This window comes from Desulfacinum infernum DSM 9756, from assembly GCF_900129305.1.
In the GTDB taxonomy this organism is placed as follows: Bacteria; Desulfobacterota; Syntrophobacteria; order Syntrophobacterales; family DSM-9756; genus Desulfacinum; species Desulfacinum infernum.
The window spans coordinates 18,305-45,264 of record NZ_FQVB01000034.1; the positions used below are offsets into that span (position 1 = coordinate 18,305).

Consider the following 26,960-nt stretch of genomic DNA (forward strand, 5'->3'; position numbering starts at 1 on the left):
GGGGCCCATGATGTTTCGCCCCTCCGGGCCGCGCGCACGAACGGAAGAAAACGGATCACAAGAAAACGCCGGACCTTCTGGTCCGGCGTTTTCTTATTTCTTTTTTTGCGGATCACCGATCTCGCAGCTGGGGGACATTCACGTGGAGACGCCCATCTTGGGGAGCACCCACTTGTTCAAAAGGACCCACACGGCCACGATTCCAATCAGCCACAACAGATCTTCGCTCATGCTATCCCCGATCATTCAGGTTGTCCGTTGCCGGTGTCCCACCGGCTGAGGGGCTAGGCTCAGCCGAAGCCGCCCAATCCGCCGCTCCCACAGCCGGAGCTCAACACACCCGCCAGGGATCCCTTGCTGCTGAAGGAGGAAAGGAGTTTCTTGACCTCCTTGGCATCGCACTTGGGGCAGCTCAGGGATTCCTCATCCCGGGACGACCAGACGAACGTTTCGAATTCATGGTCGCACTTCCGGCACCGGTATTCGAAAATGGGCATCTGTGTTCACCTCCACTCCGCCATTTGTTCTTCCGCAACGCCCTGGGCAGTTCCGGAAATTCCACGAACACGTTTCCATAGACATTAGTAATCCGAAGGGAATCATGCAAGAGGTTCTTCCGATCCTCCATCGGAAGGCGGCCATTGCCCCCTTTCTTGGAGGACCGCCTTGAGCGTGGCGAGGGCCGCATTGACCACCGGAAATCCCGCGTACACGCCCACCTGGAAGATGGCTTCCGCGCAGGTTTTCCAGGAAACGCCCACGTTGAGGGCCCCGTGCAGGTGGATGCGCAATTCCTCCGTTCGGCCCAGTGCCGCAAGGGCCGAAACCGCCACCACCTGCCTTTCGGCGAGAGTGAGCACGGTCCGCGAATACATGTTTCCCGTGATGAACAGGGACAGCTCCCGCGCCAGCTCGGAGTCGAACTCCTTCCAGAGCTGATAGGGAACCTCCACCTCCACTGGGCCGGAAAAGAGTCTGGCGGCCGTTGTCTTCGTTCTTTCCTTCAGAATTTCTTCCTTCATGGGATCCTCTCCTTCCATTCCCTGCAGTGGCACGGCCTTTGTCCTGTGAGTTGACAACGAGTTGGCAACTCTTTACCTTAGCGCCGGCCCAAAGGGAAACATTTACGGAAATGAAGAGGAGACAGGTTATGGCTTCGTGCGAAGGGAAATCCTGCTCGACCTGTGAACATCGCTCCAAGGGCACCAAGGACGAGCTGTTGGAGTGCAAGCTGTCGCGCATCAAGCACAAGATCATCGTCATGAGCGGCAAGGGGGGTGTGGGAAAGAGCAGCGTGGCGGTCTACATCGCCCTGGCCTTGGCCAAGAAGGGCCATCGGGTGGGGCTCATGGACATCGATCTCCACGGGCCGAGTATCCCCAAGATGCTGGGCCTCCATGGACTGCTTCGGATCAGCAAGGACCAGGAGATCCTCCCCCATGAATACAGCCCGAACCTGAAGGTGGTGTCCATCGAGTCCATGCTGGAAGACACCGACTCGGCGGTCATCTGGCGCGGACCTCTCAAGCACGGGGTCATCCAGCAGTTTATCAGCGACTGCACCTGGGATGACCTGGACTTTCTGGTGGTGGACTGTCCTCCGGGGACCGGCGACGAACCTTTGAGCATCGCGCGGATCATTCCCGATGCCAAGGCCGTCATCGTGACCACGCCCCAGGAAGTGGCCCTGGCGGACGTGCGGAAATCCATCAACTTCTGCAAGAAGGTCAAACTGGACATCGCCGGGCTGGTGGAGAACATGGCGGGTCTTTATTGTCCCCACTGCAACGAGTTCATCCCCATCTTCCGAACGGGCGGCGGTGAAAAGACGGCCGAACGGATGCAGATCGACTTCCTGGGATCCCTTCCCTTCGACCCGGCGGTGGTGGTGGGAGGCGACCAGGGGCGGCCCATCCTGGAAGACGCGGAATCGGATTCGCCCTTCCGAAAGGCCGTGGAAGCCCTTGCCGATGCCGTGGTGGCACGCTTTGAAAGAAACGGGGCGACGGGTGCGGAAGAAAGCCGAGCGGTGCACTGATCGGTCCAAGTAGGGGCGAAGGGCCTTTCGCCCCTACAGCCCCTACGTCCCTACAGCCCCTACAGGTCCAACCCTTCCACAAACTTTCGGATCTCGTCCCGCACCCGCCGATAGTGATCCAGCGCCTCTTCTTCCGACGCGGCATCCTTGGCCAGCAGGGGGGGATCATCGAAGGGAACATGCATGCGGCGGGTGGACGCCGGGAAAAAGGGGCAGGATTCCTGGGCGTGGCTGCACAACGTGATGACGAAATGGAAATCCACCTTGGGCAGATCCTCCACGCTCTTGGACCGCTGCCCTGAGAGGGGCACACCCGCCTCTTCCATGACCCGAACCGCCCGGGGGTCGATGCCCTTGGGTTCCACACCTGCGGAGAATACCTCGTAGCGGTCTCCATGGATCGCCCGGGTCCAGGCTTCGGCCATCTGACTCCGGCAGGAATTTCCCGTACACAGGTAGAGAATGCGCTTGCGTTCGCTCATGTCCTCTCCATTTCCGTCCCGACCCTGATCCCGTCATCCGTTCCTGTCGAAAGGTTCCAGGTAGGCGTTGAGCGCCTGCCGGTCATCCGGGGATAGGTGCGGACAATCCTCCGGGTCCCTCCCCCCTTCCGCCACCTGAACGGCAAAGACCGTGCAGGTGGGATAACCGCAATCCTTGCAGTTGGTCTTGGGAAGGCGCTTCAGGATCGTAAACACCTGAGGTTTGCGAAGCGGCTCGTACTTGGGGGTGATTTCCGAACGCTTTTCCCAGACGTTGTTGATCTCTTCCTTGAGCCACTCCAGGATGCGGTCCGCTTCCTCCGGCTCCTTCAAGGCGTTGATGGCGATCTGGCGCGGATGAACCGTGATGAGCTTTCCGTGGGCCTTGAAGGTCACGGAAGGCGGTTCGCGGGTGAACTGGGAACCGCCCAAAACGGCATTGAGGTAGGGAATGACCTCGCCCACGTCCTGATCCAGATGAGCGATGCAGTGAAGGGACTGAAATTTGGGGTTGCACTCGGGGCGAAAGACTTCTTTTCGATAGCTGGTGAGCAGCATGGGGCACCTCGCTTTCCTGCGGCTCCGGAGATTCCCGTGGGAACTCCGGTCCGCGTTGCGGTATACCTTTCCCCGGGTTTCCCCGGGTTTCGGCCGAGGCACCGCACAGATCGAAGAGACCGTGGTGGACGCGAGGATCAGCTGCAGCAAATCTCTTGGCCGGGTGCCTCGGTGGGCAGGTCCTTGCACGCCTCCTTCACGGCGGCCTTGACGGCGTCGATGGTTCCCCGTTCCAGATCGAAGTTCTTGTTCTTTTCGATGCCCAGGTCCGTGATCACCAAGTAGGCCTTGAGGGGGACTTCGGCGTGTTCCAGAACCGCCTTGGCGCATCCGACGGAACAGCCGTCAATGGCCACCATGGCCGGCACGTCCCGAGCCGACTGGACGAAACCCGAAAGATGGCCGCCGATGCCGGCCAGGCAGAACATCTTGCCGAAACCCTCGCGGGTCAGCTCCACCGCCGCCTGGTTGGAAAGCTGTCCCACGTTGGATCCTCCCGAGCAGGCAAGGATCATGACATTGCCTGCTGGCGATTTGGCAGTCGCACAACAATTTTCAGCCATCGCTAGACCTCCTTCCGACAGGGGTCGTTGAATTCCTGTTGGGATCCTGGAAAGTTGGACGCTCAACGGCGCGTCTCGCGCAGCATCCCTTGGTGCAGCTGATTGTAGGGCCGCTCCGAACCGATGGGCCTTTCCGCGGGGCCAAAGCCCCGCGGCTACCAATCGAAGGGAAATTCCGCCGCCTCATGAGCCGGAAGAACCTTCCGGGACAGCCTCCTGGGGCGCCCTTCCCAGCAGGCGCGGACGGGGAAATTCCGCACGGCTTCTCACGCCTTCTTGAGCCAGCCGATCACTTCCTCTTTCTTGGGGACCTTGCCTACGCATTTGACCTCCCCGTCGATCACCACCGCCGGGGTGCCGAAAACACCGTAGCTCGCAATTTCCATGGCATCGGTCACGTGCCCCACCTGGGCGGCCACGCCCGCCTCGGCCACCGCCTCCTTTACGATCGCTTCCGTCTGCTGGCATTTCTTGCAACCGGGTCCAAGTACCTTGATATCCATTGCAACCTCCCCTTTTGTAGAATCACCGTTCGTCTCCATGGGAACCGGACGGACCAAGTGCCGAAAGAAGCAGCTTCCTGACCTGCCCCTTGGGGGGAACGCGTCCCGCAAAGAGAACACGCCGGCCCACCATAAGGGCGGGGACGGCCACAATTCCCATCTCTCCGATGGCCGCCGGGTCACGAACGTGTTCCACGACCGCCTGGAGTCCCTCCTGGTTGAGGATCTCCAGGACCGTGCGTTCCAGATTGTCGCACTGGGCACATCCGGGGCCCAGGATGACCACCGTCGGTTCCGCCTGGTCGTCGGTGGGGACGGGCAACCCGGCAAAGCGCAGAAGCTCCCGGTAGAAGGCCTCCCCATAGGCGTCCCGGACTCCCGCCGGAATGTAGTTGTCCCGGGAAAGCGCCTCCAGCATCTCCTTCCTGGCGGCTTCGGGCGGCAGCTGGGCCAGCTCCCGCCCCCGCTCTTCCAGGAGCTCGTCCAGGCCTACGACGCCCACCTTGCGGCCGGCCACGTTCAGAGGGCGAACCTTTTTCACGGGTCCCTCATTGTCTCGAGCAGATCGCGTCCCGATTCAGGTCGGGCACCTGGGCCAGGATGGCCGAAATTTCGGGGTCGTCGTTCAGCCAATGCTTCAGATTGCCGAGAAGCGTTGCCGCGTAGGGACTGCTGTCGCCGTCTCCCAGGCGGTAGTTGACCCACAACCCTTCCTTGCGCTTCTGAACCAGCCCGGCATCCTCCAGGATCTTGAGGTGCTTGGAGACCGTGGGCTGGGCAAGGCCCAGGCCGGCTTGGATTTCGCACACGCAGAGCTCGCGCCGGTTGAGCATCTTCAAGATCTTCACGCGATTGGGGTCGGAAAGCGCCTTCATGACGCGGATGAATTCCTTCATGCCGTCTCTCCTATATGCCCATGTATTCATATATCCGGTCCCGTCGGATCGTCAAGCCCAATGGTACCCACGGCCGCCCTTTTCGCGTTCATGGGCACCTGGGATGTGGAAGCGAAGGATCATGGAAGTCTACAGCACCTGGGTGATGGTCAGACGATCGCGCAGACGGCGCAGCGCCTCTTCGGGGCCCAGCACGGCCACACGCCCTCGATCCCGAACCACTTCCAGGGCGTCGGCGAACCGGCGGAAGTCCTCCGGCGAGGTTTCCAGGACCTCTTGGCGCATGCGCTGGCGGCTCTCCTCGTCATCTCCCGTCAGGTGTCGGACGAACGAAGTGAAGCCCTTGGCGTCGGGCAGCAGGTGGCGGTCCAGGTCCCCGATCACCCCGATGATGCTCTTGGTCAACTCTTCCCGGGGAAGGGCCAGGTTTCTCAGGAAATCCACGGTCCGGTCATAGACTTCCAGGGTTTTTTCCAGGTTGGGGTCGCGGTACGAAACGAAAGCGAAGGTGCCGGCGAAACGGTCCAGTTGGCTGAAGGCCCCATAGGCCCCCCCCTGAACACGTACCTGGTCCCACAGCCAGGCCGTACGCAGAAAGTGAGACACGACGAGATCGGAACCGCGGAACCGGAAGCCGTGGGAGCGAAGCGGGGCCCCTTTGGCCACGTAGTGGACCTGAGCCGGCACGGCCAGGCCTTCGTGGGCCGGGAGGGCATCCGGTTGCCAGGCCGCATCCGGCCCGCCGTGGTCGGGTACGGCCTGCAGCAGCTCCTCCACGGTGGACCGGATATCCTTCCAGGATGCAGCGTCCAGGGTGACATTGGCCCGAAGCCGGGACCGGTCTAGGATGCATCGGCGGAGCGCTTCCAGGTCTTCCAGAACGGACGGCCAGTCCGATTCCACGCGTTGGGCCAGCTCCCGCAAGAACGGGAGGGAATCCACCCCCTTCATCTTTTCCTGGACCCAGTCCGCCGGATGGAAAGCCGCCTTGAGGCGCCGGGATACGAACCGGTGCCCTTCCGGGATGAGGCGAGCCTCGCGCCGCGCCTTGGATTCCAGAACCATCTGGCGGAAGCGCGTGCGGTTGTCCAGATGGACGGCCGTGACGACGTCCCTAAGAATCCCGCAGAGATCCGGTGCCTGGCGGACCATGGCCTTGCCGCGGACGAACATCCAGGCGCCGAATTCTTCCCCGTCGGAAAAGGCGCCCGCGTTGGTCTGGGTGAAGATGCCGCCCGTGGTCCGGCTGATGCGCTGAGTCAGGGAAACGTAGTCTTCCTTTTCCGTGCCCAACTCCAGGAGCGCTCTGCCGAAGAGGGGCACATAAGGCAGCAGGCGCTGCGGGACGGCCTTGAGATCGAAGGCCAGATCCAGGTAAAGGATTCCTCCGGTGAAGAGATCGTGGGTGAGGGCCGGGACTCCGGCCAAGGCCCCTTCCTCGGCCGGGATGATCTTGTTGTGGCGATCCAGGTCTTCCAAGCGGAGCCGGGGGATGGAAGCCAGGGCTTCCGGGGGATCGGGTTTCTGCTGCATTTCCCGAAGCATGCGGGTCTCCTCGATGATTCGCTCCACTTCCTCGGGACTCAGCGAAGCCTTGACGGCTTGAAGCTTTCGGGCCTCCTCTTCTTCCCGACGCCGTTCCAGCTCCGGGTCCGGCAGAAGGATCACCGTGGTGCGGTGGGGGTTGTGGAGCCAGTGGGTTTCCAGGAGCCCTTCCAGGTAGCGGGCATCGCTGAGGATCTTCCGCTTGGCCTCCTCCAGCGGTCTTTCAAAGGCCACCAAGGACAGGGGATGGCCGTCGTAGAGCCAGGTGGAGAGCGACCGGAGCATGAGGGCCAGCCCGCGGGGATAGCTGCCGGTGTTGTTTTCCCGAAGGCGGAATTCCACGGTGTTCAGGGCCGCTTCCACGGTCTCTTCAGGAAGACCGGTCCGGGCCAGGCCTTCCAGCGTGTCCAAAATGAGGGATTCCACCTTGTCCACGTTCTCCTGCAGGACTCCGCGAAGGCCCGTGGAAAACATCATCTGGCGCAGCTCGCCCTCCAGGCCCACGCCGCACAGGTCCTCCCCCAGCCCGGAGTCGATCAGGGCCTTTCGAAGGGGAGAGGCCGGCATGCCCAAAAGGGCGTATTCCAGGATGTGCAGCGCCAGGTTCTGTTCCGGAGGCTCCGTTTCGGGAAGGAGCCAATTGACTGTGACGAAGGCTCTGGCGGTCTGGGCTTCTCCCGCCGCGTAGGTCCGGGTGAGGCGCACCGGTTCGGTGAACCGGGGCTGCAGGGGAATGGCGCTCTCCACCGGCCGGGCGTCAAAGTCCTTGAGGTAGTCCTGGAGGATCTGGAAGCGGCGCTCCGGATCGTCGTCCCCGTAGAAAAAGAACCAGGCGTTGGAAGGGTGATAGAAGGTCTCGTGAAATGCCTTGAACTGTTCGTAGGTGAGCGTGGGGATGACCCGGGGATCTCCCCCGGAATCCACGCCGTAGGGCGTGTCGGGAAAGAGGGAGTGTTGCGCGTACTCGATCACCAGGCGGTCCGGCGACGAATAGGCCCCGCGCATCTCATTATAGACCACGCCCTTGTAGGTGAGGGGATCTTCGGGCTTTTCCAGTTCGTAGTGCCACCCTTCCTGCTTGAAAACCCAGGGCGTCAGGCGAGGATGGAAGACGGCGTCCAGATAGACGTCGATAAGGTTGTAAAAGTCCTGGTGGTTCTGACTGGCCACCGGGTAGCAGGTCTTGTCCGGGTAGGTGAAGGCGTTGAGGAAGGTCTGGAGAGAGCCCTTGAGCAGCTCCACGAAAGGTTCCTTCACGGGATACTTGCGGGACCCGCAAAGGACGGAGTGTTCCAGGATATGAGGGAGGCCGGTGGCGTCCCGGGGCGGCGTGCGGAAGGTGACGCCGAAGACCTTGTTCTCGTCGTCATTTTCCATGCTCAACAGGCGGGCGCCGGTAGGCTTGTGCCTGTAAATGGAAGCCCGGGTCCGAATTTCCTCGATGAAGGTCTGTCCCACCGGCTCAAAAGCGTCGCTCCAGCTCATCCGTTCCTCCCTGCACGTCGCTTTCCCGGCGCCGTTCCGGCGCCGGGGCGAAGATTGGTGTTTGTCAAAGGGCCTTGGCTTTCATAACATGGGCGGAGTCGGCCGTGAAACCATTCTCCGTTGGTTGTGAACCCCGTCCGAGGACGGCCTGGAACAGGTGAGGTTGTATAATCCATGAGACGATGTCCCGGCAAGAATCGCATTCTGCGGGCGATTTGGATTTGGGTGGTGGTTGTGGGTTGCGCCGGTGCGACGGTGCCCGCTTTCGCGACAGGCGGCTACGATCTCTTGCAAAAGCGGCTGAGCGCATCGGGGCGTTCGTCCGAGGCGGTCCGAACGCTCTTTTCCGGGACGGAGCCTCCACGGCTTAAGAACGTGGCCCTCTACATGCGCATCCGGGAGAGCAAACTCAACTACCACCGGTTCCTGGAACCGGATTACCTGGCCATGGCGCGACGATTCCTGGAAACCCACGCGGAGGCGCTTCATCGGGCCCGAGAAGTCCATCAGGTGGATCCAACGGTGGTGGTGGCCATCCTGCTTGTGGAAACAAGGCTCGGCACCAACACCGGGAGCCATCCCGTGGTGCCTTCCCTGGCCGCCTTCGCCCTCATGGAGCAGAAGACCTACCGAGACCGGGTGTGGCGGATGCTTTCGGCCAAGGACCGCAAGCGATGGGGCCGCAAGCGCTTCGACGACAAGCTCACGGCCCGTGCCCGATGGGCCCTTCAGGAGCTGGATGCCCTGGCGAGGCTCGCCGAACGCGGTCAGAAGGTCTCCGGCCTGCAGGGGTCCTTCATGGGGGCCGTCGGATGGGCCCAGTTCATGCCCACCAGCATGCTGCGCTATGGAGCGGACGGAAACGGAGACGGCGTGGTGGATCTCTTCGCCCCGGAAGATGCCTTCATGAGCATCGCCAACTACCTCAGGAGCCACGGCTGGAAGGATTCCGCCCCCCTGCCCCACCGGGAGAAGGTGCTGCTGCGCTACAACAACAGCTCACCCTATGCGCGCACGGTTCTGGAGATCGCCCGGAGATTGAACCGTAATCCGTAAGAAGTGATGGGTGATGAGTGATGGGGGTCAATATGAAAGAACTGTGTTTTCGGTCTCTTGTAGGAGCGGCCTTGGCCGCGATTGGGATCGCCGGCAAGCCGGCTCCTACAGAAAGGACTCTCCCTTGACGACATCTTTCATCCATGCGGGGTGGCGCAAGGTGGGCCATGAAGGTCGGGGGGATAAACCACGCCCCTAACGATGGGATAGCGATCTTGATAGGGGCGGGCTTTACGCCCGCCCGTCAGGGCTTGTGAAAACCTCCGGGGGCGGGGGAGATCGCCCGTGATCGGCTGCCGGTGATTCGATACATCGGACCGATAGACAAAAAAGGTGCCGCGGGGCTTACGCCCCGCGGGGACGGTTCAGGAAAGCAGACGGGCCTTGAGCTTGGCTTCCACCACATCGGGGACCAGCCCCTGGACGTCCCCGCCCGAGACCACCACTTCCTTGATGATTCGCGAGCTGATGTAGATCCAGCGCATGCCGGTCATGAGATAGAGGGTTTCTATGTTGTTGTTGAGCTTGCGGTTCATGAGCGCCATCTGGAATTCGTATTCGAAGTCGCTGACTGCGCGCAGGCCCCTCAAAATGGCCTTGGCGCCCACCCGGTCCACGTAATTGACCAGCAGGCCATCGAAGGTGTCCACCGAAACCCGCTTTTCCAGAGGGTGCCCGGCCAGGGACTGGCGGATGAGCTCCATGCGCTCTTCCAGGCTGAAAAGAGGCTTCTTGGCGGGGTTGCTGGCCACGGCGATGATCACGTGGTCGAAGATCTTGAGGGCGCGCTCCAGAAGATCCAGGTGTCCGTTGGTGATGGGATCGAACGATCCGGGATAGACGGCCAGCTTGTCCATGACCCCTCCTTCTCATTGTTTGCACGGCGTTTTCGGATGGACGAAAGGGCATGAAAATAGCGCCATCGGGCCGGAAAGTCAAAGGCCTGTAGGCTGCGACTTCAAGGTAGGACGAAGAAGCTGAGCGTCGTGTCGCCGTATCGGCGCTGGTCCTGGATGGTCCAGCCGTGGCAGGGGGAAGGAACGGGGTCCTGGGGGGCGTGTTCCGCCACCACCAGGGTATCGGGAGTGCTGACCTTGTGCAGGGGCTCCAGGGTTTTTGGAACAAGCCCCTTGCCGTAGGGCGGATCCATGAAGATGAGGTGGAAGGTTTCCTCCTCCCTTTGAAGCAGTTCCACGGCCGCCAGGGCACTCATGCAAAGGACGCGCACGGTGCCCTCCTGCAGGCCGCAGGCGCGGATGTTCTTGCGGACCATGTCCACCGAATTGGGGTGGCTATCCACAAAGACCGCCCGGGCGGCTCCCCGGCTCAGCGCTTCCAGCCCCAGGGCGCCCGTGCCGGCGTAGAGGTCCAGGACGTGGGCATCCTGGACCCGGCGGCCCAGGATGCTGATCAGGGCTTCCCGCACGCGGTCCGGTGTGGGCCGGACGCGCCGCGAGGGCGGCGCCGCCAGGCGTCTTCCGCGAAATCGGCCGGAAATGATGCGCACGGCGAACCCGTTCCTTGGCGCTTTTCCTGCTGGTTACAGAAGCTTTTCTCGAACCAGGAGTTCCGCGATTTGAACCGCGTTGGTGGCGGCGCCTTTTCGGATGTTGTCGGCCACGATCCAGAGAACCAGGCCGTTTTCCACGGAGATGTCCTTCCGGATACGGCCCACGAAGGTCTCGTCCCGCCCCGCCGCGTCCAGCGGCATGGGGTAGCGTGCCGCCAGCGGTTCATCCACCACCTGCACGCCATCGGCTCTTTTGAGAAGGGCAACGGCCTCCTTCACGTCCAGCGGCTTTCGGGTTTCCACGGCCACGGATTCGCTGTGACCGTAGTAGACGGGAACCCGCACGGTGGTGGCGCACACCTGGATGTCCGGATCTTCGAAGATCTTTCGGGTCTCGTTGACCATCTTCATCTCTTCTTCCGTATAACCGGAATCCAGGAAGGAGCCGATGTGAGGCAGGCAGTTGAAGGCGATCTGATGCGGATAGACCTGTCTGGGGAGGGGTTCGCCTCGGACGAGCGCTTCCACCTGAAGGCGAAGTTCTTCGATGGCCTTCATCCCCGTTCCCGAAACGGCCTGAAAGGTGGTGACCACGATGCGCTTGATGCCGGCCGCATCCTGAATGGGCTTGAGCGCCACCACCATCTGAATGGTGGAACAGTTGGGGTTGGCGATGATGCCCTGGTGCCCGCGCACCGCGTGGGGATTGACTTCCGGGACCACCAGCGGCGTCTGGGGATCCATGCGGAAGGCGCTGGAATTGTCCACCACCACGCAGCCGCTTCGGGCGGCGATGGGAGCGAATTGGCGACTCACCGACGCACCCGCCGAAAAGAGCGCCACGTCCACTCCCTCAAAACTCTTTTCCGTGAGCTCCTCCACGGCCACCTTGTCCCCGCGAAAAGTGAGCTCCTTTCCCACCGACCGGGACGAAGCCAGGAGCTTCAAATCCGACACCGGGAAGTTTCGCTCCTCCAGCACCCGCACCATGGTGGTGCCCACCGCCCCGGTGGCCCCGACAACCGCCACGCGATAACCGTTCCGTGCCATATCTTTCCCTCTTTCTCGTGCCCAATGAGGAAAGGCGCATCCCGCCCAAGGGGATGCGCCCGTTGTCCTTGCCAAACACGCTCTTCAGGCGGCCTGGACCCTCTTTTTCACGTAGGCCATGAGCCCCCCCGCGTCCAGGAGCTCCATCATGAACGGCGGAATGGGCTGAGCCTGGTAGGTTTTGCCCGTGGAAAGGTTCCGGATGGTTCCCGAGCGCAGATCGATTTCCACCCGGTCGCCTTCCTTCACCTCTTCCGCCGCCTGAGGGCACTCCAGGATGGGAAGTCCCATGTTGAAGGCGTTCCGATAGAAGATCCGCGCGAAGCTCTTGGCCACCACGCACGCCACCCCGGCGCCCTTGATGGCGATGGGGGCGTGTTCCCGGGAGGAGCCGCAGCCGAAGTTCTTGCCGGCCACGATCACATCGCCCTCCTGCACCTTGGAAGGAAAAGCGGGGTCGGCGTCTTCCATGCAGTGGGCGGCCAGTTCACGGGGGTCGGAGGTATTGAGGTAGCGGGCGGGAATGATGGCGTCGGTGTCCACATCGTCACCGAAGACCCAGACCCGCCCGTTCAGGACGTTGCCTTTCTTGGTGTCGCAACATGCACAGCTCATGTGAGTCCCTTTCGTCTGGTTGCCTAGCGCACTTCGTCCGGATGAGCGATACGTCCCAGGACGGCCGATGCCGCCGCCACCGCCGGTGAGCTGAGATAGACCTCGCTTTCGGGGTGTCCCATGCGTCCCACGAAGTTGCGGTTGGTGGTGGCCACCGCTCTTTCGCCCTGTGCCAGGATGCCCATGTGACCTCCCAGGCACGGCCCACAGGTGGGAGTGCTCACCGCGGCCTCCGCCTCCAGAAAGATCTGGAGCAGCCCCTCGTCCATGGCTTGGCGGTAGATCCGCTGGGTGGCCGGAATGACGATGCAGCGCACATGGTCGCTCACCTTGCGGCCCTTGAGCACCGCGGCGGCTTCCCGAAGGTCGTCCAGCCGGCCGTTGGTGCAACTTCCGATGACCACCTGGTCGATGGGGATCTCGGGAAGTTCGGTGACGGGTTTCACGTTTTCGGGTAGATGCGGCAGGGCCACCATGGGATCCAGTTGAGACACGTCCCATTCATAGACCGCTTCGTACCGGGCTTCGGGATCGCTGTGGTGGAAGACGAACGGGCGTCGCGCCCTGCCGGCCACGTAATCGTGGGTCACTTGGTCGGGGGCGATGAGCCCCACCTTCGCCCCCGCTTCGATGGCCATGTTGGACATGGTCATGCGGTGGCTCATGGGGAGATCCTCCACCACGGGTCCCGTGAATTCCATGGCCATGTAGCGCGCCCCGTCCACTCCGATCTGTCCGATGGTGTGGAGGATCAGGTCCTTTCCGCCCACCCACGGCTTGCGCTTCCCGCGATAGACGAACTTGACGGACGCGGGCACCTTGAACCACGTGGTGCCCAGGATCATGGCCGCGGCCAGATCCGTGCTTCCCACCCCCGTGGCGAAAGCCCCCAGCGCCCCGTAGGTGCACGTGTGGCTGTCGGCGCCTATCACCACGTCGCCGGGAAGCACCAGGCCCTGCTCGGGCAGGAGCGCGTGTTCGATGCCCATGCGGCCCACTTCGAAGTAGTGGGAAATGCCCTGCTCCCGGGCGAAATCGCGGAGCATCTTGACCTGCATGGCGGAGGCGATGTCCTTGTTGGGGACGAAATGGTCCGGAACCAACGCGATGCGCTCCGGATCGAAGACCTTTTCCACACCGGCCTCCCGAAAGGCCTTGATGGCGATGGGGGCGGTGATGTCGTTGCCGAGGCAGAAGTCCACGGAGACCTCCAACAGCTCTCCGGGCTCCACCCGCTCGCGGCCGCTATGGGCGGCGAGGATCTTTTCTGCAAGAGTCATGGCCATGTTCGTTCACCCTCTCATGATCGATTCCAGAACGTGTCGAGAGATTTCCGCTTGCGATTTCACCGGGGCGTGTCAGCCGGAATTCGCCGGCGGCAAGTGCTCCTCGGCGGCGGCGCCTTCAACGCCCGGATCCTTCGCCCGCCTCCTTCGCAGGATCCTCACCAGTTGGGATACCGGCCCGGAAAGGACATAGGCGCTGAAGAGGAGGAAGAGCATCACCGGGGGTTTGGCGGCCACAACGGTCAAAAGAAGGACCAGGACGAAAAGGGTCGGCAGAGGCTTTCCCTTGATCACCTCCAGTTCCTTGAAGCTGTTGAAGGGAATGCTGCTGACCATGAGGAAGCCGAGCACGTAGGTTTCCAGAAGGAAGAGGACGTGCGTCGGATCGTAGTCCTTGCCCTTGAGCTTGAGAAAAAAGAGGACGGTGGTGGCGATCATGCAGGCGGCGCCGGGAATGGGCAGGCCCACGAAGTACTTGGAGCTGCCCTGCCCCGCCTGAACGTTGAAACGCGCCAGCCGCAACGCTCCGCAAGCCACGAACAGGAAGGCGGCCAGCCAGCCGAGGCGGCCGAAGGGCTGCAACGCCCAAAGATAGATGAGCAGGCCGGGGCCCACGCCGAAGGCCACCAAGTCCGCCAGCGAATCGTATTCCACTCCGAACCGGCTGGTGGCCTTTGTGAATCGGGCCACCTTGCCGTCCAGAATGTCAAAGACGCAGGAAACCAGGACGGCCACCGCGGCGTGGAAATATTGGCCGTTGATGCTGCTCACGATCCCGTAGAAACCGGCAAAGAGATTTCCCGTGGTGAAGAGATTGGGCAGGATGTAGGTGCCTCGGGACGTTTCGTCGGCGGAGCCCCTCCTCTTCTTCCTTTTCTTCCTGCCCGGATTACGGTTTTCGTTCATTTGAGTCGACATAGAACCGTCTCCCCGGCAAAGACCTTTTGGCCCTTGGCCACCAGGACCTCGCCTTCCAATGGAATGTAAAGGTCCACGCGGGATCCGAAACGAATCATTCCGAAACGTTCCCCGCGGCGGACCGCGTCGCCCACTCGAGGCCAACAGACGATGCGGCGGGCGATGAGCCCGGCCACCTGAGTCAACACTACGTCCCGGCCGTCGTCGGATTGAATCCAAAGCCAGTTTTGCTCGTTTTCCAAGCTTGCCCGTTTCCTGTCCGCCGCCAGGAAGCGGCCCTTGCGGTAATGGAGCCCCGCCACGCGGCCGCTCACCGGAACGCGATTCACGTGCACATTGAAGATATTCATGAAGATGCTGATCTTCCACATTTCCCGGTTGGTGAAGCACGTCTCCTTCCGGCGCTCCACGGCGATGATTCGTCCGTCGGCCGGGCAGACCACGTCCCCTTCCCCGGCGTTGGACCAGCGCACGGGGTCCCGGAAAAAGTGGACCATGAGCAGCGTGGTCGCCAGCAAAATCACCGTGAGGGGGTGCCAGTGGGAAACGGCGCTCACAAGGGTTGTGAAGGCCGCGGCCGAAACATAGGGCAGGCCCTCGCGGGCGAACGGGATGTGGCGGGCACGCTTTCGGAAGTCATCTTCTGGCAATGGTTCGATCCTTTCAGGTCGATTCGGGAGCAACGGTTCTCCATACAAAACCACCGCGGGAGCCGCAAGGGTTTTTCTCCCGGCGGGCAGCTCCGGCGGTGGAAGGTCTTCTAAGGCAACATTTGCAAGCCGAGGGGCTTGTCCCAAAACGGATGACTCGCCACTCCCGGCACCCTTCCGCAGCCCTGAAGGGCTGCGCTACGGGAAAAGCGGCGATTCCCGGCGTTTTCGGACCGCCTCCTAGGAGCCTGTTCGAGAATGGCAGATTTGCGCCGTTCAACGCCCCTTCGTCATCCCCGCGGAAGCGGGGATCCAGAATTTCCAGTAAGTTATGGACTCCCGCTTGCGCGGGAGTGACGGTTTGCAGAGTTCTCGGCCAAACCTCCTAGTCGAACTTCTTGGCCTCCAGGAAGGGCATCATAGCCCGCAGGCGCGCTCCCACCTCTTCCACCAGGTGGGCCCGCTCGCGGCGGCGCATGGTGCGGAACATGGGCGTTCCCGCCTGGTTTTCCAGGATCCATTCCCGGGCGAACTGCCCCGTCTGAATCTCCTCCAGGATCTTCTTCATCTCCTTGCGGGTTTCCTCGGTGATGATGCGCTTTCCCCGGGTGTAGTCGCCGTATTCGGCCGTGTCGCTGATGGAATAGCGCATGTAGGACAGGCCGCCCTGGTAGATGAGGTCCACGATGAGCTTCAGCTCGTGCATGCACTCAAAGAAGGCGATCTCCGGCTGGTATCCGGCTTCCACTAGGGTCTCGAACCCCGCCTTGATGAGCTCCGATACGCCGCCGCACAAGACGGCCTGCTCGCCGAAAAGGTCCGTTTCGGTCTCTTCCTGAAAGGTGGTCTCCATCACTCCCGCCCGGGTGGCTCCTATGCCCTTGGCGTAGGCCAGAGCGGTCTGGAGAGCCTGTCCGGTGGCATCCTGATGGATGGCCACCAGCGCGGGCACGCCGGCTCCCCGCACGTATTCGCTTCGCACCAGATGGCCGGGGCCCTTGGGGGCCACCATCACCACGTCCACGTCTTTGGGCGGGACGATCTGCCCGAAATGGATGTTGAACCCGTGGGAAAAGAGGAGGGTCTTGCCCGGGGTCATGAACGGGGCCACATCGTCCCGGTAGAGCTTGGCCTGAATGTGGTCGGGGACGAGCATCTGGATGACATCGGCCGCCTCGGCGGCTTCCCGGGCGCTCACCGGCTCGAAACCGTCCTCCACCGCCTTTTCATAGTTGGCCGATCCGGGGCGCTGGCCCACGATCACCTGGACACCGCTGTCGCGCAGATTCTGGGCCTGAGCGTGGCCCTGAGAGCCGTAGCCGATGACGGCCACCTTCTTTCCCTGCAAAACCTTTGCATCCGCATCCGCATCATAGAAAATCCGCATTCACTTTCCTCCTGCTTTTCCCATTCCAAGGGATCGTTTCCTAAATGGAGCGATTCTTTCGTTGTGTTGTTCCTATGTCCGCGCGGTCAGCGGGCGGGGATAAACCCCGCCCCTACGCAGCCTGTTCATCCACCTTCGTAGGGGCGGGCTTTATGCCCGCCCGTCGGAACCTTGCGATGGGGGAGAATCGTCCCATTTAGGTGTTTTCGAGAAGGTCCCCCTCCGGTGGAAGGCCTTCCTGAACCATGGGGGCTCGCGCAAGCGCGGTCCCACGACTTTCCGCTTTTCGACGCCATCCCCGCCCGGCTTCCGAAAGGAGCCTGCCCGGCAGTGGCTGATCCGGAGCGTTCAACGCCCCTCCGTCATCCCGGCCAAGCCTTTGCCTGGTTTGAACGGGGAACGGAAGTCCAGGCTTTCAGGCGTGTTCCGGGCTTCCGTTCAGGTGGGGCGACGGTTGGATACGCCGCAGGGCGGGCCATGCGTCCCGACTCAGCGCTTCTTGGCGCGGGCCAAGGCGGCCTTTCCCGTCCTCGCCACCTCCACGATGCCGATCTGGCCCAGGAGTTCCAGAATGGCGTTGATTTTGCCATCATCCCCGGTGACTTCAATGGTGTAAAAGTTCGGACTCACATCCACCACCTTGGCCCGGAAGATGTCCACGATCCGCAAGACCTCGGCTCGGGTGTGTTGCTCCGCCCGCACCTTGACGAGAGCCATCTCCCGTTCCACGAACTCGGTCTCCCGAAAGTCGATGACCTTGATCACATTGATCAGCTTGTTGAGCTGCTTGATGATCTGTTCCAGGATGTGCTGATCGCCCGTGGTGACCAGGGTGATGCGGGAAAGGCCGGGTTCGTTGGTGACCGCCACCGTGAGCGATTCGATGTTGAAACCTCGTCCACTGAAAAGCCCCGCCACTCGGGAAAGCACGCCGGGCTGGTTTTCCACCAGTACGCCGATTGTATGTCTCAGTCCGTTTTTCTTTTCCATAATCACACCAGCAGCATTTCCGAAATGTTTTTGCCAGCAGGCACCATGGGATAGACGCCCTCTTCGGGACTGACCCAAAAGTCCATGAGAACCGGCTTGCGGATGGACAAGGCCTCGCGAAGGACCGGCTCCACTTCCTCCATGGTCTTGGCGCGAAGCCCCACCGCTCCGTAGGCTTCGGCAAGGCGGACAAAGTCCGGAGACGCATCCAGGCACGTGGCGCAATAGTTCTTTTCGTAGAAAAGCTCCTGCCATTGACGGACCATGCCCAGAAACCGATTGTTCAGGATGGCCACCTTCACGGGCAAATCGTGGCACACGGCGGTGATCATCTCCTGGATGTTCATCTGGATGCTGCCGTCGCCGGCCACGTCGATCACCAGCCGGTCGGGAAAGGCCGCTTGGGCTCCGATGGCCGCGGGAAGGCCGTAGCCCATGGTCCCCAGTCCGCCCGATGTGAGCAGCGTGCGCGGCTTGGCAAAATGGTAGTACTGGGCGGTCCACATCTGGTTCTGGCCCACCTCGGTGGTGATGATGGCGTTCTCGTCGGCCAGCTCGAAGATCTTTTCCACCACGTACTGGGGTTTGATGCCGTTTCCTTCCTTCTTGTAGGCCAGCGGATAGGTCTCGCGCCACTGTCGTATCTGGTCCAGCCACGGAGCGCGGGTTTCCGTCACGTTTTCGATGGGGTCCTTCTTGGCGATTTCATTGAGCTTACGCAAGGCCGCCTTGCAGTCTCCCACGATGGGGATGTCCACAAGGACGTTCTTGGAAATGCTGGTGGGGTCCACATCGATGTGGACGATCTTGGCCTTGGGGGCGAACCCGTCGATCTTGCCCGTCACGCGGTCGTCGAAGCGCGCTCCCACGGCGAAAAGCACGTCGCAGTTCTGGACCGCCATGTTGGCCCGGAAGGTTCCGTGCATGCCCAGCATGCCGAGCCACAGCGGGTGCATCTCCCGCTCCCCCTTGGCGTTTCGAACCACCGCCGGAAATCCTCCCAGTCCCATGAGGGTGGTGGTCACCGGGGCCTGGAGGGCTTCCGCCAACTGGGTCAGCTCCTGGTGAGCGCTGGAGATGATGACGCCCCCGCCCGCGTAAATGACCGGCCTCTTCGCCTTCTTGAGCAACTCCCATGCCCGGTTGATCTGTCCCGTGTGGGGTTCCACGGTGGGACGGTAGCCGGGAAGCTGGACCTTTCTGGGATATCGGAACTCCGTGGAGGCCTGGATCACGTCCTTGGGAAGATCCACCAGGACCGGCCCCGGACGGCCCGTACTGGCCAGGTAGAACGCCTCCCGAATGACCCGGGCCAGATCCCGAACATCCTTGACCAAATAGTTGTGCTTGGTGCAGGGGCGCGTGATGCCCACGATGTCCACTTCCTGGAAGGCGTCGTTTCCAATGAGCGCCGTGGGGACCTGGCCGGTGAAGACCACCATGGGTACCGAGTCCATGTAGGCGGTGGCGATCCCGGTCACCGTGTTGGTGGCGCCGGGCCCGGAGGTGACCAGACACACGCCCACCTTCCCCGTGGCGCGCGCATATCCGTCCGCCATGTGTGCGGCGCCCTGTTCGTGGCGCACCAGGATGTGACGAATGTCGTGCTTGGGCATTTCGTGGTAGATGTCGATCACGGCGCCCCCCGGAAACCCGAAGATCACCTCCACGTTCTCCCGCTTCAAACATTCAAAGAAGATCTGCGCCCCTGTGAGTTTCATGGCCTCCCTCAAAGACTGGCGAGGACACCTGAGGCACGGGGCCGCGGCGTCCTTCCGAAAAAAGTTTCTTGATAGCTAACCAATGTTCATCATTAGCAATTCATCGGATGAACCGACACTTTAGAGAAAAGCCGAAGGTCTGTCAACAAGACCAAGAAAGCGTCTTTGTTCACAAAAAAGCGCCTCGTTTGACAAACGGATGGGACTGTATGATCTTGAACGGCCGGAGGGAATTCTTGCCATGAAGATCCAACCCAATACCATGATCACGGTTCGCTACACGTTGGAGCCCGTGGGCTCGGAGGCTTTTCCCTACCCCAAGGGCCCGTACAGGATGGAAGCCCTGGTGGGGCATGGAAGGCTGCTTCCCGGCCTGGAAGAGGCTTTGATGGGCGCCGAAGAAGGGGCGGCCGTCGAGGTGGTCCTGGATCCGCAGGACTTTGCCGGCGAAGTGGGCGCCGAAGCCCATATTGCAAGGGAGGATGTGGTGGAAGAGGGGCCGCTGGAAGTGGGCGCCGTTCGCCACACCATGGACGAGAACCGGTGTTTGCGGCCTTTCCGGATCCTGGCGGTGGAAGGGGATCGACTGCGCGTGAGCTTCGGCCACCCTTTCGCCGGAAAACCTTTCCTGTTCCGGGTGGTGGTGGAAAAGGTCCGGTGGGCCAGTCTGGAGGAGATACGGGCCGCCAGGACCCCGGTGCGGGGTGGAGGCCTTTGAATGGGAGCCTGCCGGCTGTCGAGCCGGGGGCGCCCGATCCGAGGCACACCTCCGTGTGAAAGAGAACCGCGAATGAACGCGAATAAACGCAAAATCGAAAAATCGCTTCATTCAGGTTTGAAGCGCCTGACTTTTGGAGGATGCAAGGTGTTTATGGACAGCAAAAAAACGGCCCAGGAGACGACCCCGAACCAGCGTAGCCATCCGAATCCACTGAAGGCCCTGGCCGACTTTTTCTTCGAGGTGGGCATGCTCAAGCGAACGCCGCGATCCGGCTTTCAGTTTCTGGGCACGGGCCGCGAGTCCGTGGCGGACCACTCCTTTCGCGTGGCGGTCATCGGATTTTCCCTGGCGCGGCTTGCCGACCATCCCGACCCTTTCCGCGTCGTCTGCCTCTGCCTGTTCCACGACGTGGCGGAAGCCAGAACGGGCGACATGAACTACGTGAACAAGCAGTATGTGAAGGTGGACGAGGAAAAGGCCGTGGCCCATCTGGCCCATGCCCTTCCCTTTGGCGGCGAACTGCGGGCTTTCCTGGAAGAGTACCGCGCGGGGGAAACCGATGCGGCACGCCTCGCCCACGACGCGGACCAACTGGATCTCATCCTGGAATTGAAGCAGCAAAAGGATCTGGGAAACGCCTATGCCCAGGAGTGGATCCGGTATGCTCTCGAGCGGCTCTGCACGGAGACGGGACGACGGTTGGCGAACCAGATTCTGGAAACCGATTCGGCCGCCTGGTGGTTCGACGGAAACGACCACTGGTGGACGTGAGTCTCTTTTACCGGTCCTAGACGGAAAGCCGTTCAGCTCCCGTTCGTCATGCCCGCGAAAGCGGGTCCCTGTAGGGGCGAATGATCATTCGCCCCTACAGGCAGGGCGCAGCAACGGGACAGGCGGGCGCCAAGCCCGCCCCTGAGAAGGCCGATTGGACCTGTCGAGTAGGGGCGGGGTTTATCCCCGCCCGCTGCGCGGAGACGGGAAGAAGACGGCGAAAGAATCTCCCCATTGAGGCGGAACCCATTTTTCCCGAAGCTGCGGAATCCCCAGGGCGTCGGGCGGGCCATGGGGTGTTTGGCTGTCTGGTCATGGGGACCGGTAGGAAACAGCGATCCTTGATTGACAACGGGGACGCGGTGCGTTTCCGACAATGGCTGATTTCCATCGTTCAACGCCCCTTCGTCGTCCCCGCCAATCTTGTCCCGGCTTGAACGGGGAGCGGGGGTCCGGAATTTCCAGTAAGTGGGCTCCCGCCTGCGCGGGAGTGACGGCCTCGCAGGTTTTCGAACCCATCTCCCGACGGCGTGGCCCACCTCTGGCCGTGGGTTCCTAACGCTTCTTGGGCTTGCGATCGAAGAGCGAGACCACCTTCCCGTCCGGCGTGCCGGGAGTGTCGTCTTCCGGCCCTTCCGGCGGCTCGGTTTCCTTCGATTCTTCGGTCCCTTGGGCTTCCTCTTCCGCTTCGGGAGGCGCTTCCACCTTGACCAGCCGAATGGGGTGCCCCCCCATGGTGAACTCTTCCCCGTTGATGTAGGCCTCCCTCAGGATCCAGGTGACCACCATCAGGGGCACCTGAAGCACCAACATCTTCACCTGCCACCAGTCCGGCTTGGGGTCCGGAGAGATCTTTTCGATCCTGGCGAAAAACGCCGGCTTGTCGTTCATGTGGACCAGCACCACATCCCCTTCGCCTGTCATGAGGGCTCCTTTCTGCCGTTTGTTCGACGGGACGCCCGACAAAGGGTCCCGAAACGTGGGGCCTTCATGCCGATATCGCGGCGCATTGTCAAGAAGCCTGACGGGATGTCCTGTCTTTCTTCACCCTGCCCCGCCCTGCCGTCGGGATCAGGCCATGGCCTGCAGGAACGAAGCGATGGCCGGGCGGGCGCGGAGCCCTTCGATCCAGTCCGAGGGCACCGCCTGGAGGCCGTGGTGGGCTCCCAGCACCATGCCCACCAGCAGCCCGCGGGCGGCCGAATCCCCGCCGGCCATCACGTTGGCCGCCAGCGCCTGCCGAAAGTCCTTCTCATGGCGCGCGAGCAAATGGACGGTGGCGGGAAAGGCCGCCTGCACGGGGCAACCCCGGCCGAAGGCTCCCACGGCTTCCACCGTCTCCTCGGACGCGCTCTCCAGCCCGCGCCGGACCCATTCCTGAAGCCGGGGCGATGCGGGCATTTCGGAGGCCACTTCGGCCAACGCCCGGCTGGGCCGCCGCCCCTGAAGAACGCGCAGGGTCGTCAGGGCAAAGAAGGCGGCCGCCTCCACCACCTGGGGATGGTTGTGGGTCATGGCGGTCTGGGCCCGGGCCGCGTGCAGGCAGGCTTCGGGATCGTCGGCCAGGGCAAAGACGATGGGAGCGATCCGAGAGGCACCCGCCAGGTCGCTGGAAGACGATCCCGATTCTTGGGGGCTGTTCCCCTCCTCGAATTTCTCAAGGGTCCCGCGGGTGGCCTTGTCCACATAGCCCCGGTAGTCCCGGAAGAGTCCTCGCCACCTCTCGGAAAAATCGAGGAGGTCGAAGGCGCCCCCCTTGGCGGCCACCGATTCCAAAAGGACCAGGGTCTGATCTCCGTAATGGGTCAAATCCCCTCGGCGTTTTCCCGCATGATAGGAATCGGGCGGGGGCTCCAAGAGACGGTCCACGGTGCCGAACCGTTCCCGGATCGCTTCGGGGTCGTAGATCCAGTGCGCGCCCAAAGCCAGGGAATCCGCCACAAACGCTCCCCACACCAAGGCTTCCCTCTTGTCGGTCATAGGCCCCTCCTTCGAATCAAAGCGGTCCAGGAATCAGGACTCTTCGGTGCTCGTTGGAAACCGGCACGATCGCCCATTTCACCGGGAGCTTGCCCTGCTCATAGCAAAAGGCTAGCGTGAGGGCGAGGATTATTCACTCGAGGGCGAAAAGGAATTCATCATGGCGATGCGGCGGATTGTGGGCATCGGGACGGCAAGGGGCGTGGATGTTATGGAACGGGTGGTGGAACTCCTGGAGATCGCCTCGCCGGCCATCCTGGCTCTCGACGAAAACCCCGTCTGGTTCAGTACCCTGATCCACATGCGTAGTTCCCGGGAGCTCTTCACGGAGGAGTTTCTTTTCGACCAGAAGCGTCACATCCTCCGACGCGGGGGCGACGTGGGAAAACTCGGTGCCCTGCTCTATGCCCTGCGCCACGCCGGCACACCGGTCCATTTCGCGGACGGCGTCTCGGGCGACATCCTTTCGGATGCAGGGGAGCTCATCGGCGTCTATCCCTATGTGGGCGATGTGGAGTTTGCCGCCTCCACGGACATGATGAGGACTCCCATGGAACTCATCAAGCAGCGCATCCCCCGCTACCCCGGGATGGATTTCGATTATGAACTGATCCACGCCTATCAGGTGGAAGCGCCGGACGACATTCGGGACCGGGCCCTGGGGCCTCGAAACGTCTTCACCGCCCGGGTGCTGAACAGGATCCTGATGGAAAAGACGGGGGACACCCTGGCCTTCGTGGGACACTGCAAGCGCTTTCTCAAGGAAGCCTTTGAGGAGACCCCGGGACTGACGGAGGAAGAAAAGCTCGCCTACAGGCCGCTTTTCGACCTCCTGGATGCGGAATCGAAGGAATTCTTCGACGCCGCCGCGCCGTGATCCAGGAGACTGTCCGACAATGGCTCTGCGACTTACAAGGCCGAAGGATTTTGGTCCTCCTCGTAGCCGCGGGGCTTCAGCCCCGCGGAAAGGCTCATCGCCACTCCATGAAGTAACAGGAAATACGCGATGGCCTATCCGACGGCCGGGGGCTCCCCCGCAGCCCTGAAGGGCTGCGCTACGAGAAAAAAGGTCGTCCGCGGCGTTCTCAGACAGCCTCGTAGGGCCCTTTTCTTTGCGGCAAAGGATTCCAGATCCCCAGAACCAGTGAGGGCCTCTTGAAAGGGCCACGCCCTGAGCGGAGGTGCCGCCTATCTGGCCTTGAGCGCGATCCCCGATTCCTTGCATGAGGCCGCCGCCGGGAGAAAGCACGCGTCGGAAAAGGCCAACCGCCGGACAACCCTCCTACCTTCTCGGACTCCGAGGGCGACGTCGCGGGAGCCTCTCAGGAAGGCGGCGGAGGACTCCGGGATCACCACGCCTGCCTTGGGGAAGCGGTGCGCCCCATCGTGCCTTTAATTCTCTGCATCGGCATACCAACAGGCACAATCCACTTGCACCAAGCTGGGAAATTTGGCATTAGTTTGTGAAACATGCGACATTGTCAGTAACCGACACAACACCCTAGATTTCATACCAAGTTGATTTAACAAGGGGGATCCACCTTATCGCCTGTTCAAAAATGCAGCGAGGGAGGTCCCGCTGAATCGAACAACCGATTATCTCCAATCTCCATAACAGGGGGAATAGATAGCCAAAGGTAACCGGAAGATTTTGAGCGTGGTGACGTGATCACCATGTTCTCAATGCCTGCAAGCATAAGCAGCCCGGTGGCGCTTGATACTGCTGGCCTTCTGCCGATCGGGGCTCGCAGGCTAAGGGAGATTGTGTAGAATAACAAGTTAGCGCATAAAAGGAAACAATAATGACAGATGTAACACTACCGGCAGTTGTTGACAGCACATTGCCTGTACTTGATGAATTAACATCAAGCCTTGGCGTTCCAAGAGATATTCTGGCGTCGACTGACGAGATCCAGACTGCTTGGGAAAATTTGCCAGGCGTTATGAGAAAGATTCCGCCTGCTTTGCGAACCGAAAGCCTTGCAAGGATGTGTGTCGCTGTCGCCTCTGGTCTTTTTGATAGTGCCATAAACTATATATGGAACGCTTCAATTATCGAATTACGAGAAAAGGTCAGAAAGTTTGGCCTAAATGTTGTTGAACAAATTACAGGAAAGTCCAATTTTGACGAGCAGGCTTTGCTTGACTTGAAAGATGCTGAATTACTTAGTTTGTGTCTCAAATTAAATCTTATAACGGAAGATGGATTTTTCTTCTTAGACCAATGTAGAGATATCAGAAATAATTTCTCAGCTGCCCATCCAACAGTTGGAAAAATTGACGATCATGAATTTATAGCTTTTGCTAATCGGTGTGCCAAATATGCTCTGGGGGACGAGCATAGCCATGTAGGTGTAGATATTCAAGCTTTCATGGATGCAGTGAAAGGATCAAAGTTTTCCAATGAGCAAAAACAACAGTGGGTACAGCGTATAAGTCAAACCCATGAAGCTCAGCAATATTTATTGTTTGGCTCATTGCATGGTATTTATTGCGATCCTTCCAGTAATGAAGAGGCGAGAGTAAATGCCTTAATGATTTCTGCTGAGTTTGCACCGCATTTCACCCCCAAGGCAAAGTCTGATCTTATAAATAGACATCATGAATACATAGCTAAAGGGGATGAAAAAAGGCATAAGGCATCCCAGCAATTTTTTGAAAAACTAGGGATGCTGTCGTTGTTAGGTGAGCACGAGATGCACTCTATGATTTCTGCTGCATGTCAGCGCATGTTGAGTGTTCACCAAGCATTTGATAATTTTTATAATGAACCGCCTTTTGCAGAGAGATTACTGCAACTTTCATCGCAGGGTGAAGTTCCAGATACTGTTAAAGACGAATTTGTAAATACGGTGGTCACATGTGCCGTAGGGAACCCGTATGGAGTGTCCAATGCGGCTATGCCGTATTATCTTAAGATGATACAAAGTTTTTCGCCCCGTGAGGTTGAAATAATGCTTAACTTGCCAAAGAAAAAAAATATTGTTGGAGAACGCATAAAAAGGCATCAAAGGTGTAAGAGCCAGTTTAAAGAAATTGTGAGGATGGTTGATCCGAGTTCTGTACCGACATCAGTGGCTACTACCTACAACTATTGGATACAGCAGCGCTAACAAGGCGCTGCACTGGACGCCAATTCCGCTGCGCTCCATTGGCGCCAGTGAGCTTTGTCGTTAGGCAGTTACCGAATCTATTCATACCAGTAAGGAGATTTTCTGCAATGGATATTCCACAGATCTTCAACATCACCGAAAGTGCTCACCGCATCCATAACCCGTTCACACCCGAAAAGCTCGCCACTCTCGGCGCGGCGCTGCGTTTGGAAAGGGGAACCCGAGTGCTCGACCTCGGCAGCGGTTCGGGGGAGATGCTATGCACCTGGGCACGCGATTACGGAGTCATCGGCACCGGCATCGACATGAGCCGGTTGTTCACCGATCAAGCGAAACTCCGCGCTGAAGAACTCGGTGTCGCCGACCAAGTCAAGTTCATTCATGGCGATGCTACCGGCTACGTCGCCGACGAAAAGGTAGATGTGGCAGCCTGTGTCGGCGCCACGTGGATTGGGGGAGGTGTAGACGGTGCTATCGAGCTTCTATTGCGGAGCTTGCGCACCGGCGGGATCATCCTCATCGGCGAACCTTACTGGCGGAAGTTACCACCGACCGAAGACTTTGCCAAAGGGTGTCTTGCCGGCTCAATCTCCGACTTTCTTCTGCTTCCAGAACTTCTCGCGTCTTTCGGCAACCTCGGCTACGACGTCGTGGAGATGGTTTTGGCAGACCAAGACAGCTGGGACAGATACGAGGCGGCCAAGTGGCTCACCATGCGCCGATGGCTTGAAGCCAATCCCGACGACGAACTGGCGAAAGAGGTTCGAGCCCAACTAACCTCGGAACCCGTGCGCTACGCCACTTATACACGTGAATATCTTGGCTGGGGTGTGTTCGCATTGATGAGGCGATGAAGAGAGGAACTATCAGATAACCCAGAAAATGACTGAAATTCCATCATGCCTAACAATCGCATCAACTCGGACTGGCAATTCCGCTGCGCTCCATTGCCAGCCGGTTATGCGGATCGTTCGTGGGACGCTGCGCGTCCCACGAACGGGCGCCGCGGATTGGCATCCACGTGTTCGGGGACGCGCCATGCGCGCCCTCGAACACGCGGCTGCAGCGGACGGACGCTGCGGCGAGAAGGCTCGCCTCCGCGTCCGCCGCTGATCCGCGGCG

28 protein-coding genes are annotated in these 26,960 nt (G+C 60.7%); 7 read left to right on the top strand and 21 right to left on the bottom strand.

The features are described from left to right. Window positions 1-290 precede the first annotated feature (290 nt). A complete protein-coding gene (locus BUB04_RS14935) occupies window positions 291-497 on the bottom strand; it encodes an FmdB family zinc ribbon protein (RefSeq protein WP_073040920.1) in 207 nt (68 codons plus the stop codon). A 102-nt stretch (window positions 498-599) separates the two neighbouring features. After that, window positions 600-1,022 (bottom strand): carboxymuconolactone decarboxylase family protein, encoded by a 423-nt coding sequence (locus BUB04_RS14940; protein WP_218588483.1) that lies wholly within the window; start codon window positions 1,020-1,022, stop codon window positions 600-602. A 128-nt stretch (window positions 1,023-1,150) separates the two neighbouring features. On the opposite strand from BUB04_RS14940, the gene BUB04_RS14945 reads away from it, so the two are divergent. Beyond that, window positions 1,151-2,038 carry an Mrp/NBP35 family ATP-binding protein gene (locus BUB04_RS14945; RefSeq protein WP_073040924.1) on the top strand — a complete coding sequence of 296 codons (888 nt, stop codon included), beginning with the start codon at window positions 1,151-1,153 and terminating at the stop codon, window positions 2,036-2,038. Window positions 2,039-2,097: 59 nt separating this feature from the next. On the opposite strand, the gene BUB04_RS14950 is transcribed toward BUB04_RS14945, so the two are convergent. The 7 genes from BUB04_RS14950 to BUB04_RS14980 all read right to left on the bottom strand — a co-directional run bounded on the left by BUB04_RS14950 (window position 2,098) and on the right by BUB04_RS14980 (window position 8,070). Further along, a complete protein-coding gene (locus BUB04_RS14950) occupies window positions 2,098-2,520 on the bottom strand; it encodes an arsenate reductase ArsC (RefSeq protein WP_073040926.1) in 423 nt (140 codons plus the stop codon). Between the two features lie 33 nt (window positions 2,521-2,553). Then, window positions 2,554-3,078: a (Fe-S)-binding protein gene (locus BUB04_RS14955; RefSeq protein WP_073040928.1), complete on the bottom strand. Its 525-nt coding sequence runs from the start codon at window positions 3,076-3,078 to the stop codon at window positions 2,554-2,556. Between the two features lie 137 nt (window positions 3,079-3,215). Further along, the gene (locus BUB04_RS14960) at window positions 3,216-3,593 is read right to left on the bottom strand and encodes a putative zinc-binding protein (RefSeq protein WP_245795211.1); all 378 of its coding nucleotides are present in this window, start codon (window positions 3,591-3,593) and stop codon (window positions 3,216-3,218) included. A 314-nt stretch (window positions 3,594-3,907) separates the two neighbouring features. After that, entirely contained in the window at window positions 3,908-4,144 is a 237-nt protein-coding gene (locus BUB04_RS14965; protein WP_073040931.1) for a thioredoxin family protein, read from the bottom strand. A 22-nt stretch (window positions 4,145-4,166) separates the two neighbouring features. After that, window positions 4,167-4,685, bottom strand: coding sequence for a thioredoxin family protein (locus tag BUB04_RS18855; protein WP_084076538.1), 519 nt, complete (start codon window positions 4,683-4,685; stop codon window positions 4,167-4,169). A gap of 7 nt (window positions 4,686-4,692) precedes the next feature. Next, the gene (locus BUB04_RS14975; protein ID WP_073040934.1) at window positions 4,693-5,040 is read right to left on the bottom strand and encodes an ArsR/SmtB family transcription factor; all 348 of its coding nucleotides are present in this window, start codon (window positions 5,038-5,040) and stop codon (window positions 4,693-4,695) included. 129 nt (window positions 5,041-5,169) lie between these two features. Beyond that, the gene (locus BUB04_RS14980) at window positions 5,170-8,070 is read right to left on the bottom strand and encodes an insulinase family protein (protein ID WP_073040936.1); all 2,901 of its coding nucleotides are present in this window, start codon (window positions 8,068-8,070) and stop codon (window positions 5,170-5,172) included. A 174-nt stretch (window positions 8,071-8,244) separates the two neighbouring features. Between BUB04_RS14980 and BUB04_RS14985 the strand changes: the two genes are divergently transcribed. Further along, window positions 8,245-9,126, top strand: a complete 882-nt coding sequence (locus BUB04_RS14985) for a lytic murein transglycosylase (RefSeq protein ID WP_073040939.1) — start codon at window positions 8,245-8,247, stop codon at window positions 9,124-9,126. Window positions 9,127-9,491: 365 nt separating this feature from the next. Here the strand turns inward: BUB04_RS14985 and coaD are convergent, their stop codons facing one another. From coaD to ilvB, 10 genes are all read right to left on the bottom strand, one after another. After that, a complete protein-coding gene (gene coaD, locus BUB04_RS14990) occupies window positions 9,492-9,983 on the bottom strand; it encodes a pantetheine-phosphate adenylyltransferase (protein ID WP_073040941.1) in 492 nt (163 codons plus the stop codon). Between the two features lie 101 nt (window positions 9,984-10,084). Continuing rightward, window positions 10,085-10,633, bottom strand: coding sequence for a 16S rRNA (guanine(966)-N(2))-methyltransferase RsmD (gene rsmD, locus BUB04_RS14995; protein ID WP_073040943.1), 549 nt, complete (start codon window positions 10,631-10,633; stop codon window positions 10,085-10,087). Between the two features lie 33 nt (window positions 10,634-10,666). Then, window positions 10,667-11,686 carry an aspartate-semialdehyde dehydrogenase gene (locus BUB04_RS15000; protein ID WP_073040945.1) on the bottom strand — a complete coding sequence of 340 codons (1,020 nt, stop codon included), beginning with the start codon at window positions 11,684-11,686 and terminating at the stop codon, window positions 10,667-10,669. 84 nt (window positions 11,687-11,770) lie between these two features. Further along, complete coding sequence (leuD, locus tag BUB04_RS15005) at window positions 11,771-12,301, bottom strand: 3-isopropylmalate dehydratase small subunit (protein ID WP_073040947.1); 531 nt, start codon at window positions 12,299-12,301, stop codon at window positions 11,771-11,773. A gap of 23 nt (window positions 12,302-12,324) precedes the next feature. After that, on the bottom strand, window positions 12,325-13,587 hold the full coding sequence (gene leuC, locus BUB04_RS15010; RefSeq protein ID WP_073040949.1) for a 3-isopropylmalate dehydratase large subunit: 1,263 nt from the start codon (window positions 13,585-13,587) through the stop codon (window positions 12,325-12,327). Between the two features lie 72 nt (window positions 13,588-13,659). After that, window positions 13,660-14,505 (bottom strand): CDP-diacylglycerol--serine O-phosphatidyltransferase, encoded by an 846-nt coding sequence (pssA, locus tag BUB04_RS15015; protein ID WP_084076539.1) that lies wholly within the window; start codon window positions 14,503-14,505, stop codon window positions 13,660-13,662. Continuing rightward, window positions 14,490-15,155, bottom strand: a complete 666-nt coding sequence (locus BUB04_RS15020) for a phosphatidylserine decarboxylase family protein (protein WP_073040952.1) — start codon at window positions 15,153-15,155, stop codon at window positions 14,490-14,492. The genes pssA and BUB04_RS15020 overlap by 16 nt, the downstream gene beginning before the upstream one ends. Before the next feature lie 385 nt (window positions 15,156-15,540). Continuing rightward, entirely contained in the window at window positions 15,541-16,542 is a 1,002-nt protein-coding gene (gene ilvC, locus BUB04_RS15025) for a ketol-acid reductoisomerase (RefSeq protein ID WP_073040954.1), read from the bottom strand. 489 nt (window positions 16,543-17,031) lie between these two features. After that, the gene (gene ilvN / locus BUB04_RS15030; protein WP_073040970.1) at window positions 17,032-17,514 is read right to left on the bottom strand and encodes an acetolactate synthase small subunit; all 483 of its coding nucleotides are present in this window, start codon (window positions 17,512-17,514) and stop codon (window positions 17,032-17,034) included. A 20-nt stretch (window positions 17,515-17,534) separates the two neighbouring features. After that, on the bottom strand, window positions 17,535-19,253 hold the full coding sequence (gene ilvB / locus BUB04_RS15035; RefSeq protein ID WP_073040956.1) for a biosynthetic-type acetolactate synthase large subunit: 1,719 nt from the start codon (window positions 19,251-19,253) through the stop codon (window positions 17,535-17,537). Window positions 19,254-19,494: 241 nt separating this feature from the next. On the opposite strand from ilvB, the gene BUB04_RS15040 reads away from it, so the two are divergent. Together BUB04_RS15040 and BUB04_RS15045 are read left to right on the top strand one after the other, a co-directional pair. Beyond that, window positions 19,495-19,971 carry an FKBP-type peptidyl-prolyl cis-trans isomerase gene (locus tag BUB04_RS15040; RefSeq protein ID WP_073040957.1) on the top strand — a complete coding sequence of 159 codons (477 nt, stop codon included), beginning with the start codon at window positions 19,495-19,497 and terminating at the stop codon, window positions 19,969-19,971. A gap of 153 nt (window positions 19,972-20,124) precedes the next feature. Continuing rightward, window positions 20,125-20,745, top strand: coding sequence for an HD domain-containing protein (locus tag BUB04_RS15045; protein WP_073040959.1), 621 nt, complete (start codon window positions 20,125-20,127; stop codon window positions 20,743-20,745). A gap of 555 nt (window positions 20,746-21,300) precedes the next feature. Here BUB04_RS15045 and BUB04_RS15050 read toward each other — a convergent pair. Both BUB04_RS15050 and BUB04_RS15055 read right to left on the bottom strand, forming a co-directional pair. Beyond that, window positions 21,301-21,669, bottom strand: coding sequence for a hypothetical protein (locus tag BUB04_RS15050; protein WP_073040960.1), 369 nt, complete (start codon window positions 21,667-21,669; stop codon window positions 21,301-21,303). Between the two features lie 147 nt (window positions 21,670-21,816). Beyond that, a complete protein-coding gene (locus BUB04_RS15055; RefSeq protein WP_073040961.1) occupies window positions 21,817-22,725 on the bottom strand; it encodes an ADP-ribosylglycohydrolase family protein in 909 nt (302 codons plus the stop codon). A gap of 160 nt (window positions 22,726-22,885) precedes the next feature. Here BUB04_RS15055 and BUB04_RS15060 point away from each other — a divergent pair, with 160 nt between their 5' ends. From BUB04_RS15060 to BUB04_RS15070, 3 genes are all read left to right on the top strand, one after another. Continuing rightward, the gene (locus BUB04_RS15060; protein ID WP_143156513.1) at window positions 22,886-23,602 is read left to right on the top strand and encodes a hypothetical protein; all 717 of its coding nucleotides are present in this window, start codon (window positions 22,886-22,888) and stop codon (window positions 23,600-23,602) included. Between the two features lie 925 nt (window positions 23,603-24,527). Beyond that, a complete protein-coding gene (locus tag BUB04_RS15065; RefSeq protein ID WP_073040964.1) occupies window positions 24,528-25,838 on the top strand; it encodes a hypothetical protein in 1,311 nt (436 codons plus the stop codon). Between the two features lie 107 nt (window positions 25,839-25,945). Beyond that, entirely contained in the window at window positions 25,946-26,692 is a 747-nt protein-coding gene (locus BUB04_RS15070; protein ID WP_073040966.1) for an SAM-dependent methyltransferase, read from the top strand. Window positions 26,693-26,960: the final 268 nt, after the last annotated feature.

Bases quoted from the DNA above. Each gene is read 5' to 3' on its own strand.
- BUB04_RS14935 (WP_073040920.1), bottom strand. From the start codon at position 497: ATGCCCATTTTCGAATACCGGTGCCGGAAGTGCGACCATGAATTCGAA.
- BUB04_RS14940 (WP_218588483.1), bottom strand. From the start codon at position 1,022: ATGAAGGAAGAAATTCTGAAGGAAAGAACGAAGACAACGGCCGCCAGA.
- BUB04_RS14945 (WP_073040924.1), top strand. From the start codon at position 1,151: ATGGCTTCGTGCGAAGGGAAATCCTGCTCGACCTGTGAACATCGCTCC.
- BUB04_RS14950 (WP_073040926.1), bottom strand. From the start codon at position 2,520: ATGAGCGAACGCAAGCGCATTCTCTACCTGTGTACGGGAAATTCCTGC.
- BUB04_RS14955 (WP_073040928.1), bottom strand. From the start codon at position 3,078: ATGCTGCTCACCAGCTATCGAAAAGAAGTCTTTCGCCCCGAGTGCAAC.
- BUB04_RS14960 (WP_245795211.1), bottom strand. From the start codon at position 3,593: ATGATCCTTGCCTGCTCGGGAGGATCCAACGTGGGACAGCTTTCCAAC.
- BUB04_RS14965 (WP_073040931.1), bottom strand. From the start codon at position 4,144: ATGGATATCAAGGTACTTGGACCCGGTTGCAAGAAATGCCAGCAGACG.
- BUB04_RS14975 (WP_073040934.1), bottom strand. From the start codon at position 5,040: ATGAAGGAATTCATCCGCGTCATGAAGGCGCTTTCCGACCCCAATCGC.
- BUB04_RS14980 (WP_073040936.1), bottom strand. From the start codon at position 8,070: ATGAGCTGGAGCGACGCTTTTGAGCCGGTGGGACAGACCTTCATCGAG.
- BUB04_RS14985 (WP_073040939.1), top strand. From the start codon at position 8,245: ATGAGACGATGTCCCGGCAAGAATCGCATTCTGCGGGCGATTTGGATT.
- coaD (WP_073040941.1), bottom strand. From the start codon at position 9,983: ATGGACAAGCTGGCCGTCTATCCCGGATCGTTCGATCCCATCACCAAC.
- BUB04_RS15000 (WP_073040945.1), bottom strand. From the start codon at position 11,686: ATGGCACGGAACGGTTATCGCGTGGCGGTTGTCGGGGCCACCGGGGCG.
- leuD (WP_073040947.1), bottom strand. From the start codon at position 12,301: ATGAGCTGTGCATGTTGCGACACCAAGAAAGGCAACGTCCTGAACGGG.
- leuC (WP_073040949.1), bottom strand. From the start codon at position 13,587: ATGGCCATGACTCTTGCAGAAAAGATCCTCGCCGCCCATAGCGGCCGC.
- pssA (WP_084076539.1), bottom strand. From the start codon at position 14,505: ATGTCGACTCAAATGAACGAAAACCGTAATCCGGGCAGGAAGAAAAGG.
- ilvC (WP_073040954.1), bottom strand. From the start codon at position 16,542: ATGCGGATTTTCTATGATGCGGATGCGGATGCAAAGGTTTTGCAGGGA.
- ilvB (WP_073040956.1), bottom strand. From the start codon at position 19,253: ATGAAACTCACAGGGGCGCAGATCTTCTTTGAATGTTTGAAGCGGGAG.
- BUB04_RS15040 (WP_073040957.1), top strand. From the start codon at position 19,495: ATGAAGATCCAACCCAATACCATGATCACGGTTCGCTACACGTTGGAG.
- BUB04_RS15045 (WP_073040959.1), top strand. From the start codon at position 20,125: ATGGACAGCAAAAAAACGGCCCAGGAGACGACCCCGAACCAGCGTAGC.
- BUB04_RS15050 (WP_073040960.1), bottom strand. From the start codon at position 21,669: ATGACAGGCGAAGGGGATGTGGTGCTGGTCCACATGAACGACAAGCCG.
- BUB04_RS15055 (WP_073040961.1), bottom strand. From the start codon at position 22,725: ATGACCGACAAGAGGGAAGCCTTGGTGTGGGGAGCGTTTGTGGCGGAT.
- BUB04_RS15060 (WP_143156513.1), top strand. From the start codon at position 22,886: ATGGCGATGCGGCGGATTGTGGGCATCGGGACGGCAAGGGGCGTGGAT.
- BUB04_RS15065 (WP_073040964.1), top strand. From the start codon at position 24,528: ATGACAGATGTAACACTACCGGCAGTTGTTGACAGCACATTGCCTGTA.
- BUB04_RS15070 (WP_073040966.1), top strand. From the start codon at position 25,946: ATGGATATTCCACAGATCTTCAACATCACCGAAAGTGCTCACCGCATC.